The organism is Streptomyces sp. SID486 (assembly GCF_009865385.1).
In the GTDB taxonomy this organism is placed as follows: domain Bacteria; phylum Actinomycetota; class Actinomycetes; order Streptomycetales; family Streptomycetaceae; genus Streptomyces.
On the sequence record NZ_WWJT01000074.1, the window covers coordinates 1 to 14125 of the forward strand.

Here is a 14125-nt window from a genome sequence, read left to right on the forward strand (position 1 = left end):
CCCGGTCATGGACGGTCCCGGTCATGGACGGCGCGCCGACAGCAACGGACAGCACCGCAAGGGCGGCACGGCAGGGAACGGCACCGAAGGAAACGGCACGGCAAGGGACGGCACAGTAATTGACGGTCCGTCAGAAATCCTCGTACGGTCGTTGCATGGCCCTCACCGCGTACGACCTCACCGGACGCACCGCCTTTGTCACCGGAGCCGCCGGCGGTATCGGCCGGGCCGCCGCCGTGCTGCTCGCCGAGGCAGGAGCCACGGTGCACTGCGCCGACCGGGACGCGGAGGGTCTGGACGGCACGGCCGCGCTGATCGGGGAGCGCGCCGGCACGGCCCGTGTGCACGTCCTCGACGTCACCGACCGGGCCCGGCTGGCCGAGGCGGTCCGGTCCTGCGAGCGGCTGGACGTGCTGGCCGCGATCGCCGGGATCATGCACAGCAGTCCCGTCCTGGAGACCCGGGACGAGGATCTCGACCGGGTGCTGGACGTCAACTTCAAGGGTGTGCTGTACGCCTGCCAGGAGGCGGCCCGGCTGATGCTCGCCCGGCGGACCCGGGGCAGCATCGTCACCATGGCCTCCGGCGCGGTCGACACGGGCGGCGCCGGGCTGCTCTGCTACGGCGCGGCCAAGGCCGCCGTGGTGCAGCTGACCAGGACGCTCGCCACCGAGGTGGGTCCGCGGGGCATCCGCGTCAACGCGGTCGCGCCGGGCTGGATCCGGACCCCCATGACCGAGCGCCACGACCGCGAGGCACAGGCGCACACCGAGGCCGTGATGACCCGGATGACACCGCTGGGCCGGGTCGGCGAGCCGGACGACGTCGCGCACGCCGTGCTCTATCTGGCGTCGGACGCCTCACGGTTCACGACAGGTCAGATACTTCGCCCGAACGGGGGTGTGGCGATGCCGTGGTGACACCGGCGCGCCAGGCGGCCGCCCAGCGTCCCGGCGGAACGGCCGCGTTCGCACGCGCCCTGGGCGCACAGTGCACGGGCAGCAGGCTCAGCCCCCAGCCGCCGGCCGCGACGGCGCCCTCCAGCACGCCCGAGCCCTGCCCGGTGGCGAGCCGCAGCACGGCCCACCACCACGCCGCCCCGAGCGTGAACGCGACCCCCCGGCGCACTATTCGCACCACCATGCCCGCCATCACCTCCAGCCGGACGCTAGACCGTCGCCTGTCCCGCGCGGAAGGCGCACCACGGGCTCACCGATGCAACGCCGGACCACACGGCGCCGCGGGCAGCGGTCGCACCGGACCGCCCGCCGGGGCCACCGGGCCCACTAGGCGTTCTCCGCCTGGAACATCCAGTGGTGCTTCTCCAGGTCCGCGGTGATCTGGATGAAGATGTCCTGGGACACCGGATCCGGCTCCCCGGTCGCCGCCACCCGCTCCCGCATCCGGGAGATCGCGGCGCCGAGGGCGTCCACCATCGCCGAGACGGCGTCCGTGTCCTTGATCCAGCCTGCCGGGGTGGTCTTCAGTCCGGTGCTGGCGGCCACCGTGGCGGCGCGGCCGTCGGGTGGCACGCCCAGCGCCGAGGCCCGCTCGGCCACCGTGTCCGAGTGGGTGCGGGCGGAGGCGACGACGTCGTCGAGCTGGAGGTGGATGGAGCGGAAGCGGGGGCCGACGACGTTCCAGTGGATCTGCTTGGCGGCCAGCGAGAGATCCACCAGGTCCACGAGGGCGCCCTGCAGCGCCTCGGACACGGTCTTCAGATCCGCGTCGGCCAACGAGCTCTTCACGATGTACATCCGGTTCCTCCGGTGCTTCGGCGCCCTCACGTCCCTACCACGATGACCGCACCACACAACACCGGCAAACGGGGGGACAACGGGCATCAGGTGTCCCGGCACGACGGAAGCCCCGGCCGGGCCCTCCCGGATCTCTCCGGTGAAGCCGGCCAGGGCTTCGTTCGTCTCGGTTCGTCAGGCCGCGCGCGCCAACCTCAGGCGGCGACCACGTCCACCGCCTCCGCGGGCGCCTTGATGGTCACCCGTTCCGGTGGCACACCGGTCACCGACACGGAACCCAGCATCGGTCGGACCGACGTGGGTACGGGCTCGGTGGCCGCGGCGGACTGGGCCAGTTCGGCGAGCGCCAGCTCGTCGCTCACTTCTCGCATGAGTTCCGACATCCGTACGTCCAGCGCGTCGCAGATGGCGGAGAGCAGCTCGGAGGAAGCCTCCTTCTGCCCCCGCTCCACCTCGGAGAGATAGCCGAGTGAGACTCGGGCGGACGAGGAGACTTCGCGCAGAGTACGGCCCTGGCGTTGGCGCTGCCGACGCAGCACGTCACCCAGCAGGCGACGGAGCAGAATCATCGGTGGCTCCCTCCTCGGACCGCGTAGCCGCATCCTTCTCGCCCCACCGTACCGCCTCGCGCCGCGGCCGTGCGGGGAGCGATGTCGTGTTCACTCAGGGCTGCAAACATCAAAACCCCCCGTTCCGTTCCGTATCCTGTGCCCGCTCATTCCCGGACTGTTCGCCCGCCAGCTGCTCCAGAAGCACTGCGAGTACGCTCCGTACACTCTCCATACGAATTTCCGCACGGCTGCCGTTCAACCGCAGACCCTCGACTTTTCCGCCACCGGCAGAACCGGCCCGGGCGGTGAGGGGCCCGGCCACGGCCACGAAGACCGTTCCGACGGGCTTGCCGTCCTGTGCGTCGGGGCCGGCGACCCCGGTGGTCGCGAGGCCCCAGTCGGCTCCCAGAGCCCGGCGCACTCCGGTCGCCATCTGGCCCGCGACCTGCGGATCCACCGCTCCGCGCTGAGCCAGGAGGGTGGCGTCGACACCCAGCAGCTCGTGCTTGAGCTCGGTGGCGTAGGCGGTGACCGATCCCCGGAACACCCGGGACGCCCCGGGAACCGCGGTGATCTCCGCGGCCACCAGCCCACCGGTCAGCGACTCGGCGACGGCGAGGGTCTGGCCCCTCACTGTCAGTAGTCGCACCAGTTCGGTGGCCGCGGAACTCACGCTTCCTTCTCCTCCAACGCGGCGGCGCGCTCGGCGATTCCCTGCCGGCGCAGCACAATGGCCTGTCTCACGTAGTCGAGGCCGGTCACGACGGTGAGGACGACCGCCGCGGCCATCACCCAGAACCTCAGGGTGGCCAGCCAGCCCGTGAGTGCCAGCACGTACATCCCGACGGCCACGCCCTGGGTGAGCGTCTTCAGCTTGCCGCCGCGGCTGGCGGGGATCACGCCGTAGCGGATGACCAGGAAACGCAGCAGGGTGATGCCGAGTTCCCGGCCGAGGATCACGGCCGTCACCCACCACGGCAGATCACCCAGGCCGGACAGACAGACGAGCGCCGCCCCCATGATCGCCTTGTCGGCGATGGGGTCGGCGATCTTCCCGAAATCGGTGACCAGGTTGTAGGTGCGTGCCAGGTGTCCGTCGAACAGGTCGGTGATCATGGCGACGGCGAAGGCCGCCCAGGCCAGCGAGCGCCAGGCCGGGTCGTACCCGCCGTTCGCCAGCATCAGCGCGACGAAGCCGGGCACCAGCAGCAGCCGGAGCATGGTCAGCAGATTGGCGACGTTCCAGACGCTCGCCTGGTTGACGGCCGCGGCCGCGATCTTGCCGCCGCGCGGTGTCCTGCCGCCGTCCTCGGAGTCCGCGGCAGAATCGGAGACCTCGGTCCGGGCGCCGTCGGCAGCGGCTGCGGAACCCCGGGCGCCGTGCGCGCCGGAGGAGCCACCCGCGGCGGAAGCCGGGACTCCGGTCATCTGCCCGCCTCCTCACTACACGCGAGCGAGCCGGTCAGCGGCTCGGCCACCAGGTCGACACCCTCCGTACCGACCACCTTCGCCTCGACCATACGTCCCACGCTCAGGCCCGCGCCGCTCGTGAGCAGCATCTGGCCGTCGGTCTCCGGTGCCTGGTGCTCGGCGCGGCCGCAGACGCCCTCATCCTCGTCCACGGACTCCACCAGGACCCGTACGGTCTCGCCGACGCGCTCCTCGGCGCGCTGCGAGACGAGTTCCTCGGCCATCCGGGAGATGTGGGCCAGGCGCTCGGCGACGACGTCCTCGTGCAGCTTGTTGTCGTACGTCGCCGCTTCCGTGCCCTCCTCGTCCGAGTAGCCGAAGACGCCGATGGCGTCGAGCCGGGCACCGTTCAGGAAGCGCTCCAGCTCGGCCAGGTCGGACTCGGACTCGCCGGGGAAGCCGACGATGAAGTTGGAGCGGACGCCGGCCTGGGGGGCCTTGGCGCGGATCGTGTCCAGCAGTTCCAGGAACCGGTCGGTGTCGCCGAAGCGGCGCATGGACCGCAGCACGCCGGGCGCGGAGTGCTGGAAGGACAGGTCGAAGTACGGGGCGACCTTGGGCGTCGAGGTCAGGACGTCGATGAGGCCGGGGCGCATCTCGGCAGGCTGCAGGTAGCTCACCCGCACCCGCTCGATGCCGTCGACCTCGGCCAGCTCCGGCAGCAGGGACTCCAGCAGGCGGATGTCGCCCAGGTCCTTGCCGTAGGAGGTGTTGTTCTCGGAGACGAGCATGACCTCCTTCACGCCCTGCTCGGCCAGCCAGCGGGTCTCGTTCAGGACGTCGCTGGGGCGGCGGGAGATGAAGGAGCCGCGGAAGGAGGGGATGGCGCAGAACGAGCAGCGCCGGTCGCAGCCCGAGGCCAGCTTGACCGAGGCGACCGGGGAGCCGCCCAGCCGGCGGCGCAGGGGCGCGCGCGGGCCGGAGGCGGGCGCGAGGCCCTCCGGGAGGTCGGCCGGTGCGTGGCCGGGAAGTGCCACCGCGGCGGCCGACTCCTGCCGCTCGGCCGGGCTGATCGGCAGCAGCTTGCGCCGGTCGCGCGGGGTGTGGGCGGCGTGGATGCCGCCGGACAGGATGGTCTGGAGGCGGTCGGAGATGTCGGCGTAGTCGTCGAAGCCGAGCACGCCGTCGGCTTCGGGCAGCGCCTCCGCCAGCTCCTTGCCGTACCGCTCGGCCATGCAGCCCACCGCCACGACGGCCTGGGTTCTGCCATGATCCTTGAGGTCGTTGGCCTCCAGGAGGGCGTCGACGGAGTCCTTCTTCGCGGCCTCGACGAAGCCACAGGTGTTGACCACGGCGACGTCGGCGTCCGCGGCGTCCTCGACGAGCTGCCAGCCGTCCGCCTCCAAACGGCCTGCGAGCTCCTCCGAGTCCACCTCGTTGCGGGCGCAGCCGAGAGTGACGAGTGCGACGGTACGGCGTTCAGGCATGGGCTCAAGACTACTTTGTCTCACTGACAGCCCACGTCGACGGGGTTGGCCGATCCTGGCCGACTCCGTCACATCCGGGCGCGCGGGGCGCGGCCCGTCAGCCGGCGACCGGGTCGCCCTTCGTGTAGGTGAGGCGCTCGACCGCGCCGGGCCGGAAGGTGTCCTCGATCTTCTTGCCGTTGACGTACAGCTCGATCGCGCCCGCGTCGCCGAGGATCAGGTTGATCTTGGAGCTGTCCTGGAAGGTCTTGGACTTGCCCTTGTCCAGCAGCCCGTCGAAGAGCATCCGGCCGTTGTGGTCCTTGGCCGAGATCCAGCTGCGTCCGTTGGGCGCGCTGACCTGGACGGTGACCTTGTCCTGGGGGGCTGCGGCGATGGCGCTGTCGGAGGGCTCGCCGGTCGGCTGGGCGGGCTTCTCCTTCTTCGGCGTGGGCCGGGCGGACTTGCCGACGACCGGCGTGGTGCCCTCGCCCTCGGCGACCTGCGATTTCGAGTCGCCGGAGTCGTCGCCGCCCTTGAAGGCGGTGAACCCGACGAATCCGATCACGACGACGATGGCGGCGACCATCGCCGCCGTCCAGTTCGGGCCGCGCCGCTCGGGCCGGATCCGCTCCGCCTCGAAGAGGGGGGCGGCCGGGGTGGGCTCGGGGCGGCCGCCGTGCTCGGCGTCGTACTGGGCGATCAGCGGTCCGGGGTCGAGGTGGACGGCCCTGGCCAGCGTGCGGAGGTGCCCGCGGGCGTACACGTCGCCGCCGCAGGGGGCGAAGTCGTCCGCCTCGATGGCGTGCACGATGGCGATACGGACACGAGTGGCACTGCTGATGTCGTCCACGGTGAGCCCGGCCGCGATCCGCGCCTGCTTGAGGGCGCGACCGACGGAGGGTCGGGCTTCCTGGGACTCGTCTCGGAACGGACGCTCGTCTTCAGGGGAGTTGCCGATGGACACGGGGGCGCCTTTCGAGCGTGTAGCCACCTGTGCTGGAAGCTCAGTCTAGGGGGGTGACGAAAGGGTGGGGCAACCGGACGGTATGACTTTCTACGCCATGTGTATGGCCTGACATGCCGATCGTCGGACAAGCAGGTACCCCAGGGTGGGACCCTTACCTGTCCTTTCGCTCAACTGGACGTACGACAAAGGCGAACGGTTGCCCGTCGTTGCCTAACGGGTGTGTCACGGCGATGCCGCCACCCGGGGTAACCCCTCCGCCGAACGGTCCTGCGCGCTACCCCTCAGACTCCCCGCGAATCACCGCGAGCACGCCGTCCAGCTCATCAGGCTTCACGAGAACGTCACGCGCCTTGGAGCCCTCGCTCGGTCCCACGATGTTGCGGGACTCCATCAGGTCCATCAGCCGTCCGGCCTTGGCGAAGCCGACGCGCAGCTTGCGCTGGAGCATGGACGTCGACCCGAACTGGGTGGAGACGACCAGCTCGGCCGCCTGGCACAGCAGGTCGAGGTCGTCGCCGATGTCCTCGTCGATCTCCTTCTTCTGCTTGGTGCCCACGGTGACGTCGTCCCGGAAGACCGGCGCCATCTGGTCCTTGCAGTGCTGGACGACGACCGCGACCTCCTCCTCGGTCACGAAGGCGCCCTGCATACGGGTCGGCTTGTTCGCCCCCATGGGCAGGAACAGGCCGTCGCCCTTGCCGATCAGCTTCTCGGCGCCGGGCTGGTCCAGGATGACCCGGGAGTCGGCCAGCGAGGAGGTGGCGAAGGCCAGCCGGGAGGGCACGTTGGCCTTGATCAGACCGGTGACCACGTCGACCGACGGGCGCTGGGTGGCCAGCACCAGGTGGATGCCGGCCGCGCGCGCGAGCTGCGTGATGCGCACGATCGCGTCCTCGACGTCACGCGGGGCGACCATCATCAGGTCGGCCAGCTCGTCCACGATCACCAGCAGGTACGGGTACGGCTGCAGCTCCCGCTCACTGCCCTCGGGCGGCTTGGCCCGGCCCTCGCGGACGGCGCGGTTGAAGTCGTCGATGTGCCGGTACCCGTAGGCGGCCAGGTCGTCGTACCTGAGGTCCATCTCGCGGACCACCCACTGCAGCGCCTCGGCGGCCCGCTTGGGATTGGTGATGATCGGCGTGATCAGGTGCGGGATGCCCTCGTAGGCGGTCAGCTCGACACGCTTGGGGTCGACCAGGATCATCCGGACGTCCTCGGGCGTCGCCCGCATCATCACCGAGGTGATCAGGCAGTTGATGCAGGACGACTTGCCGGAGCCGGTGGCGCCGGCGACCAGCATGTGGGGCATCTTCGCCAGCGAGTGCATGACGTACCCGCCCTCGACGTCCTTGCCGAAGGCGACCAGCATCGGGTCGTCGTCCTCGGCGGACTCCGCCAGCCGCAGCACGTCGCCGAGGTTCACCATCTCGCGGTCGGTGTTCGGGATCTCGATGCCCACGGCGGACTTGCCGGGGATGGGGCTGATGATCCGCACGTCCGGGCTGGCGACGGCGTAGGCGATGTTCTTGGTCAGCGCGGTGATCCGCTCGACCTTGACGGCGGGACCGAGCTCGACCTCGTAGCGGGTGACCGTCGGGCCGCGGGTGAAGCCGGTGACGGCCGCGTCGACCTTGAACTCGGTGAAGACCTGGGTGAGCGAGGCGACGACGGCGTCGTTGGCGGCGCTGCGCGACTTGCCCGGGCCGCCGCGCGTGAGCAGGTCCAGGGACGGCAGCGCGTAGGTGATGTCGCCGGACAGCTGGAGCTGCTCCGCGCGCGCGGGCAGGTCGCGGGGCTCCTCGGGGGCCTTCTTGGTCAGGTCCGGGACGGGCCCGGTCGACGCCTTCTCCTGCCTGGGACGGGCCGCCGGGGCCGGTACCGGCGTGCGCTCGGGTGCCGGTGCGCTCTCGTGCGCCGGCGCGGGCACCGGGGTGGTCTCCTCGCGTTCCCCCGCGCTCACCCCCTGCGTGAGGTCGGCGACGAGCGGCGACGGCGGCATGCCGTGCAGCACGGCGCCGTCCAGTGCGGCGGCGGCCGCCGACGCGACGTCCACGGCGTCCATGTGGCGCTGTGGATCCGGCTGGGGCACCGCGGAGCGCCTGGGGCGCCCACGGCGCCGCGAGAGGGCCTCTTCCTCGGCGCTGTCGGGGTCGTACGCCTGGGGAGCGCCGGAGCGCCTGCGCGGGCGCGCGGGCGCGGGCGCGCGCCACTCCTCGTCGTAGGGCCCGTCGTCGGCGAGCTGGTCCGCCTCGTAGTCGTGGAGCACGCCCAGGTGGACACCGAGCCTGCGCAGCCGCTGCGGGATGGCGTTGACGGGGGTGGCGGTCACCACGAGCAGCCCGAAGATCGTCAGCAGCACCAGCAGGGGTACGGCGAGCATCTCGGTCATGGTGAACGTCAGCGGGGTGGCCACCGCCCAGCCGATGAGGCCGCCGGCGTCCCTTATCCCCTGCATGCCGGCGCTGCGCGCGGGCGCGCCGCAGGCGATGTGGACCTGGCCGAGCACGCCGACGACGAGCGCGGACAGGCCGATCACGATCCGCCCGTTGGCCTCCGGCTTCTCCGGATGCCGGACGAACCGTACGGCGATCACCGCCAGCAGTATCGGCACCAGCAGGTCGAGGCGGCCGAAGGCGCCGGTGACCAGGATCTCGACCAGGTCCCCGACGGGCCCCTTGAGGTCCGCCCAGGTGCCCGCGGCGACGATCAGGGCGATACCGAACAGCAGCAGGGCGACGCCGTCCTTGCGGTGCGCCGGGTCGAGGTTCTTCGCACCCTGCCCTATGCCGCGGAAGACGGCGCCGACGGCGTGCGCGAGACCGAGCCACAGGGCCCGCGCGAGCCGGTACACGCCCCCGGTGGGGCTGGGTACCGGCCTCGGCGGCGCGGCCTTCCTCGCCACGGCCTTCCTGGCGGGCGCCTTCCTGGCCGGGGCTTTCTTCGCGACGGCCTTCTTCGCCGGAGCCTTCGCGGGAGCAGCCGCCTTCTTCGAGGGCGGCTTCTTGGCTGCGGAGGGACGTGAGGCCATGGGTGTGAGGTTACCGGGGGAGACGACAGCGGACACGCGTGGCCACAGCTTCACCCGTTCGTGTCGTGCTTGACGAGGACCGGAACTGACGCACACTCATCCGCAACTGCGGTCCCGGCGCACGTCAGTTCTGCGACGGCACGGGGGCGCCCCCGCCGCCCGCGCCCGGTTCCAGGGCGTCGAGCGCGCGGCGCAGACCGGTGAGTTTGCGCTCCAGGTGAGCCGCCGTGGCCACCGCCGCCGCGTCCGCGGAGTCGTCGTCCAGCTGCTTGGACAGCGCCTCCGCCTGCTCCTCGACGGCCGCGAGCCGCGCGGACAGCTCGGCGAGCAGCCCCGCCGACTCCTTGCCCGCGACCCCGCCCTTGCCGCCGCCCTCCAACTGCAGCCGCAGCAGCGCCGCCTGCTCACGCAGCTGGCAGTTCTTCATGTACAGCTCCACGAAGACCGAGACCTTCGCGCGCAGCACCCACGGGTCGAACGGCTTGGAGATGTAGTCCACCGCGCCCGCCGCGTAGCCCCGGAAGGTGTGGTGCGGACCGTGATTGATCGCCGTGAGGAAGATGATCGGGATGTCCCGCGTCCGCTCGCGCCGCTTGATGTGGGCGGCGGTCTCGAACCCGTCCATACCCGGCATCTGGACGTCCAGCAGAATGACCGCGAAATCGTCCGTGAGCAGTGCTTTGAGCGCTTCCTCCCCGCTCGATGCCCGCACCAGCGTCTGATCGAGCGCAGAGAGGATGGCCTCCAGCGCCAGCAGATTCTCCGGCCGGTCATCGACCAGGAGGATCTTGGCCTTCTGCACCATGGCCCGCCCTCCTCGCCCCGGCGGTACACCGGGCGCCGCCCCAGGGGACGACTCCCTTTCGCCGCCCGTCCTTGTGCCGGTCATCGTAGCCGCACCCCGCCTGTCGACACACCCTGTCACCGCGATGTCACTGTGCACACAAGGGAAACGCGGCGGGACTCCGGATGGTTCCCGGAATCCGGGGTTCCCGCATGTTTCCGGCATCCATCATGCAGCAACTCCCGACGCGCCCCGAAGGTTCCCGAGGCGCGCACACCCGGCCCGGCCGCGCCGGCGGGCGCGACCGGGTCCGGTCACTCGGCGGTCATCCACTGCCCCATCACCGACAGCAGGTGATCGGGATCGACCGGCTTGGTGACGTAGTCGGAGGCACCCGACTCGATCGCCTTCTCCCGGTCGCCCTTCATCGCCTTCGCGGTGAGCGCGATGATCGGCAGACCGGCGAACTGGGGCATACGACGGATCGCCGTGGTGGTCGCATAGCCGTCCATCTCCGGCATCATGATGTCCATCAGGACGACCGCCACGTCGTCGTGCTGCTCCAGCACCTCGATGCCCTCACGGCCGTTCTCGGCGTACAGCACCGACAGGCCGTGCTGCTCCAGGACGCTGGTGAGCGCGAACACGTTGCGGATGTCGTCGTCGACGATCAGCACCTTCTCGCCGCCGAACCGCACCACGCTCCCCGGCTGCGCCGCCCGCTCCTGCTCGGCGGCGGCCGTCCACTGGTCGAGCCGCTGCGTCTCCTCGGGCCGGCCGCGCCGCCGGCGCCTGAACAGCGCGGCCGGACCGTTCTGCGTCTCCTGGTACGACTTCACCTCGGCCGGCGTCTCGATCTCCACCGCGGACAGTTCCGAGGAGATGCGCGCCTCGGAGGCGACCAGGTCGCCGGCCTCCAGGGCGGGCACGGACTGCTGGTAGCCCTGCGGCGGCAGCTCGCTCGGGTGCAGCGGCAGGTACAGCGTGAACGTCGAGCCGCGGCCCGGTTCGCTCTGCGCGTGGATCTCACCCCCGAGCAGCTGCGCGATCTCCCGCGAGATCGACAGGCCGAGGCCGGTGCCGCCGTACTTGCGGCTGGTGGTGCCGTCCGCCTGCTTGAACGCCTCGAAGATCACCCGCATCTTGCTGGCCGCGATACCGATACCGGTGTCGGTCACCGAGAACGCGATCAGCTCGCCGTCCGGATCGGCCAGCGAACCGGCCTCCAGCAGCTGCTCCCGGATCGACTGCGGCACCCCCGCGCCCGCCGGCCGGATCACCAGCTCCACCGAACCGGAGTCGGTGAACTTCACCGCGTTCGACAGCAGGTTGCGCAGCACCTGCAGCAACCGCTGCTCGTCGGTGTGCAGGGTCGCCGGCAGCTCCGGGGACACCCGCACGGACAGATCCAGGCCCTTCTCCGCGGTCAGCGGCCGGAAGGTGGCCTCCACGTAGTCCACCAGCTGGACGAGCGCGATGCGCGTCGGAGAGACGTCCATCTTGCCCGCCTCCACCTTCGACAGGTCGAGGATGTCGTTGATCAGCTGGAGCAGGTCCGAACCGGCCCCGTGGATGGTCTCCGCGAACTCCACCTGCTTCGGCGACAGATTGCCCTCGGCGTTGTCCGCGAGCAGCTTCGCCAGGATCAGCAGCGAGTTGAGCGGGGTGCGCAGCTCGTGCGACATGTTCGCGAGGAACTCGCTCTTGTAACGCATCGACACGGCGAGCTGCTCGGCACGTTCCTCCAGGACCTGCCGGGCCTCCTCGATCTCGGTGTTCTTCACCTCGATGTCCCGGTTCTGCCGGGCCAGCAGCTCGGCCTTCTCCTCCAGCTCGGCGTTGGACGCCTGCAGCGCCTTCTGCCGGTTCTCCAGCTCGGCCGACCGCTCCCGCAGCTGCTCGGTCAGCTCCTGCGACTGCTTCAGCAACTGCTCGGTCTTGGTGTTGACCGAGATGGTGTTCACACTCGTCGCGATCATCTCGGCGATCTGGTTCAGGAAGTCGCGCTGGATCTGCGTGAACGGCGTGAAGGACGCCAGCTCGATCACACCGAGCACCTGGCCCTCGAACAGCACCGGCAGCACGATCACCTGGGCGGGCGGCGCCTCCCCGAGCCCGGAGGAGATCTTCAGGTAACCGCTGGGCGCGTTGTCCACCAGGATCGTGCGCTTCTCCTCGGCGGCCGTGCCGATCAGGGCCTCACCGGGCCGGAACGACGCCGGCATGGACCCCATCGAGTAGCCGTACGAGCCCAGCATCCGCAGCTCGTAACCGTCCTCACCACTGCCGACGCCCCGGCCCTCCACCAGCGGCATCGCCAGGAAGAACGCGCCGTGCTGGGCGGACACCACCGGGGTCAGCTCGCTCATGATCAGCGAGGCCACGTCCGCCAGGTCCCGGCGGCCCTGCATGAGAGCCGAGATACGGGCCAGGTTGCCCTTCAGCCAGTCCTGCTCCTTGTTGGCGATCGTGGTGTCACGCAGATTGGCGATCATCTTGTTGATGTAGTCCTGCAGTTCCTGGATCTCCCCGGACGCGTCCACGTCGATCTTCAGGTTCAGGTCGCCACGGGTCACCGCGGTCGCCACGCGCGCGATGGCACGCACCTGCCGGGTCAGGTTCCCGGCCATCTCGTTCACCGACTCGGTGAGGTCGCGCCACGTGCCGTCGACGTCGCGCACGCGTGCCTGCCCGCCGAGCTGCCCCTCGGTGCCCACCTCACGGGCCACCCGGGTGACCTCCTCGGCGAAGCTGGACAGCTGGTCGACCATCGTGTTGATCGTCGTCTTCAGCTCGAGGATCTCGCCCCGCGCGTCGATGTCGATCTTCTTGGTCAGGTCGCCCTTCGCGATCGCCGTCGTGACCATGGCGATGTTGCGCACCTGGCCGGTCAGGTTGGACGCCATCTGGTTCACCGACTCGGTCAGGTCCTTCCAGGTGCCGGCCACACCCGGCACATGCGCCTGACCGCCGAGGATGCCGTCCGTACCCACCTCACGGGCCACCTTGGTGACCTGGTCGGCGAACGAACTCAGCGTCTTGACCATCGTGTTGATCGTGTCGGCGAGCTGCGCCACCTCACCGCTCGCCTCGATCGTCACCTGCCGCGTCAGGTCACCGTTGGCGACGGCCGCGGACACCTGCGAGATGTTCCGCACCTGCATGGTCAGGTTGTTGGCCATCAGGTTGACGTTGTTGCTGAGGTCCTTCCAGATGCCGGTGACACCCGGCACGTGCGCCTGACCGCCCAGAATGCCCTCGGTACCCACCTCACGGGCCACCCGCGTCACCTGCTCGGCGAAGCTGGACAGCTGGTCCACCATGGTGTTGACCGTCGTGACCAGCTCGAGGATCTCGCCCTTCGCGTCAACAGTGATCTTCTTCGACAGGTCGCCCTTGGCGACCGCCGTCGTCACCTCGGCGATGTTGCGCACCTGGATGGTCAGGTTGTTCGCCATGAAGTTCACGGACTGCGTGAGGTCCTTCCAGGTGCCGGAGACACCCTGCACCTCGGCCTGCCCGCCGAGGATGCCCTCCGTACCCACCTCCCGGGCCACCCGCGTGACCTGGTCGGCGAACGACGACAGCTGGTCCACCATCGTGTTCAGCGTGTTCTTCAGCTCCAGGATCTCCCCGCGCGCGTCCACGGTGATCTTCTGGGAGAGGTCACCGCGCGCCACGGCGGTGGCGACCTGCGCGATGTTGCGCACCTGGGCCGTGAGGTTGCCGGCCATGCCGTTCACGGAGTCGGTCAGGTCCCGCCACACACCGGCCACCCCGGGCACCTGCGCCTGCCCGCCGAGGCGCCCCTCGGTACCCACGTCGCGCGCGACCCGGGTCACCTGGTCGGCGAAGGCGGACAGCTGATCAACCATCGTGTTGATCGTGTTCTTCAGCTCGAGGATCTCACCGCGCGCGTCAACGTCGATCTTCTGCGACAGGTCACCCCGCGCCACCGCCGTCGTCACCTGCGCGATCTGCCGCACCTGCGAGGTCAGGTTGCCGGCCATGAAGTTGACGGAGTCCGTCAGCTCCTTCCACGTACCGGAGACGCCGTCCACCCGGGCCTGACCGCCCAGCCGGCCCTCCGTCCCCACGTCCCGGGCCATCCGCGTCACCTGGTCGGCGAACGACGACAGCTGGTCCACCATCGTGTTCA

11 protein-coding genes are annotated in these 14125 nt (G+C 70.2%); 1 reads left to right on the top strand and 10 read right to left on the bottom strand.

Going from position 1 to position 14125, the window contains the following annotated elements:
• The first annotated feature begins 155 nt into the window (after window positions 1-155).
• The gene (locus GT045_RS03750) at window positions 156-920 is read left to right on the top strand and encodes an SDR family NAD(P)-dependent oxidoreductase (protein WP_161298358.1); all 765 of its coding nucleotides are present in this window, start codon (window positions 156-158) and stop codon (window positions 918-920) included.
• On the opposite strand, the gene GT045_RS39450 is transcribed toward GT045_RS03750, so the two are convergent.
• The 10 genes from GT045_RS39450 to GT045_RS03795 form a co-directional block, all read right to left on the bottom strand.
• Window positions 868-1143 (bottom strand): hypothetical protein, encoded by a 276-nt coding sequence (locus GT045_RS39450; RefSeq protein ID WP_237538339.1) that lies wholly within the window; start codon window positions 1141-1143, stop codon window positions 868-870. The two genes, GT045_RS03750 and GT045_RS39450, sit on opposite strands and share 53 nt — an antisense overlap.
• A gap of 143 nt (window positions 1144-1286) precedes the next feature.
• The gene (locus GT045_RS03755; RefSeq protein ID WP_161298360.1) at window positions 1287-1757 is read right to left on the bottom strand and encodes a DNA starvation/stationary phase protection protein; all 471 of its coding nucleotides are present in this window, start codon (window positions 1755-1757) and stop codon (window positions 1287-1289) included.
• Window positions 1758-1951: 194 nt separating this feature from the next.
• Window positions 1952-2326, bottom strand: coding sequence for a helix-turn-helix transcriptional regulator (locus GT045_RS03760; RefSeq protein ID WP_161298361.1), 375 nt, complete (start codon window positions 2324-2326; stop codon window positions 1952-1954).
• A gap of 109 nt (window positions 2327-2435) precedes the next feature.
• Window positions 2436-2981, bottom strand: coding sequence for a CinA family protein (locus GT045_RS03765; protein WP_161298362.1), 546 nt, complete (start codon window positions 2979-2981; stop codon window positions 2436-2438).
• Window positions 2978-3736 carry a CDP-diacylglycerol--glycerol-3-phosphate 3-phosphatidyltransferase gene (pgsA, locus tag GT045_RS03770; protein ID WP_161298363.1) on the bottom strand — a complete coding sequence of 253 codons (759 nt, stop codon included), beginning with the start codon at window positions 3734-3736 and terminating at the stop codon, window positions 2978-2980. The genes GT045_RS03765 and pgsA overlap by 4 nt, the downstream gene beginning before the upstream one ends.
• On the bottom strand, window positions 3733-5205 hold the full coding sequence (gene rimO, locus GT045_RS03775) for a 30S ribosomal protein S12 methylthiotransferase RimO (RefSeq protein ID WP_161333284.1): 1473 nt from the start codon (window positions 5203-5205) through the stop codon (window positions 3733-3735). Before rimO ends, pgsA begins: the two co-directional genes overlap by 4 nt.
• Before the next feature lie 97 nt (window positions 5206-5302).
• On the bottom strand, window positions 5303-6151 hold the full coding sequence (locus GT045_RS03780; protein ID WP_161298365.1) for a helix-turn-helix domain-containing protein: 849 nt from the start codon (window positions 6149-6151) through the stop codon (window positions 5303-5305).
• Window positions 6152-6428: 277 nt separating this feature from the next.
• Window positions 6429-9182, bottom strand: a complete 2754-nt coding sequence (locus tag GT045_RS03785) for a DNA translocase FtsK (protein ID WP_202527060.1) — start codon at window positions 9180-9182, stop codon at window positions 6429-6431.
• A gap of 124 nt (window positions 9183-9306) precedes the next feature.
• Window positions 9307-9987 (bottom strand): response regulator, encoded by a 681-nt coding sequence (locus tag GT045_RS03790; protein ID WP_161298367.1) that lies wholly within the window; start codon window positions 9985-9987, stop codon window positions 9307-9309.
• A gap of 293 nt (window positions 9988-10280) precedes the next feature.
• Window positions 10281-14125 (bottom strand): HAMP domain-containing protein (locus tag GT045_RS03795; RefSeq protein ID WP_161333286.1); only part of this gene is annotated, 3845 nt, incomplete at its 5' end.

Coding starts and splice junctions, on each gene's coding strand:
- GT045_RS03760 (WP_161298361.1), bottom strand. CDS start 2,326: ATGATTCTGCTCCGTCGCCTGCTGGGTGACGTGCTGCGTCGGCAGCGC.
- GT045_RS03785 (WP_202527060.1), bottom strand. CDS start 9,182: ATGGCCTCACGTCCCTCCGCAGCCAAGAAGCCGCCCTCGAAGAAGGCG.
- GT045_RS03755 (WP_161298360.1), bottom strand. CDS start 1,757: ATGTACATCGTGAAGAGCTCGTTGGCCGACGCGGATCTGAAGACCGTG.
- GT045_RS03750 (WP_161298358.1), top strand. CDS start 156: ATGGCCCTCACCGCGTACGACCTCACCGGACGCACCGCCTTTGTCACC.
- GT045_RS39450 (WP_237538339.1), bottom strand. CDS start 1,143: ATGGTGGTGCGAATAGTGCGCCGGGGGGTCGCGTTCACGCTCGGGGCG.
- pgsA (WP_161298363.1), bottom strand. CDS start 3,736: ATGACCGGAGTCCCGGCTTCCGCCGCGGGTGGCTCCTCCGGCGCGCAC.
- GT045_RS03790 (WP_161298367.1), bottom strand. CDS start 9,987: ATGGTGCAGAAGGCCAAGATCCTCCTGGTCGATGACCGGCCGGAGAAT.
- rimO (WP_161333284.1), bottom strand. CDS start 5,205: ATGCCTGAACGCCGTACCGTCGCACTCGTCACTCTCGGCTGCGCCCGC.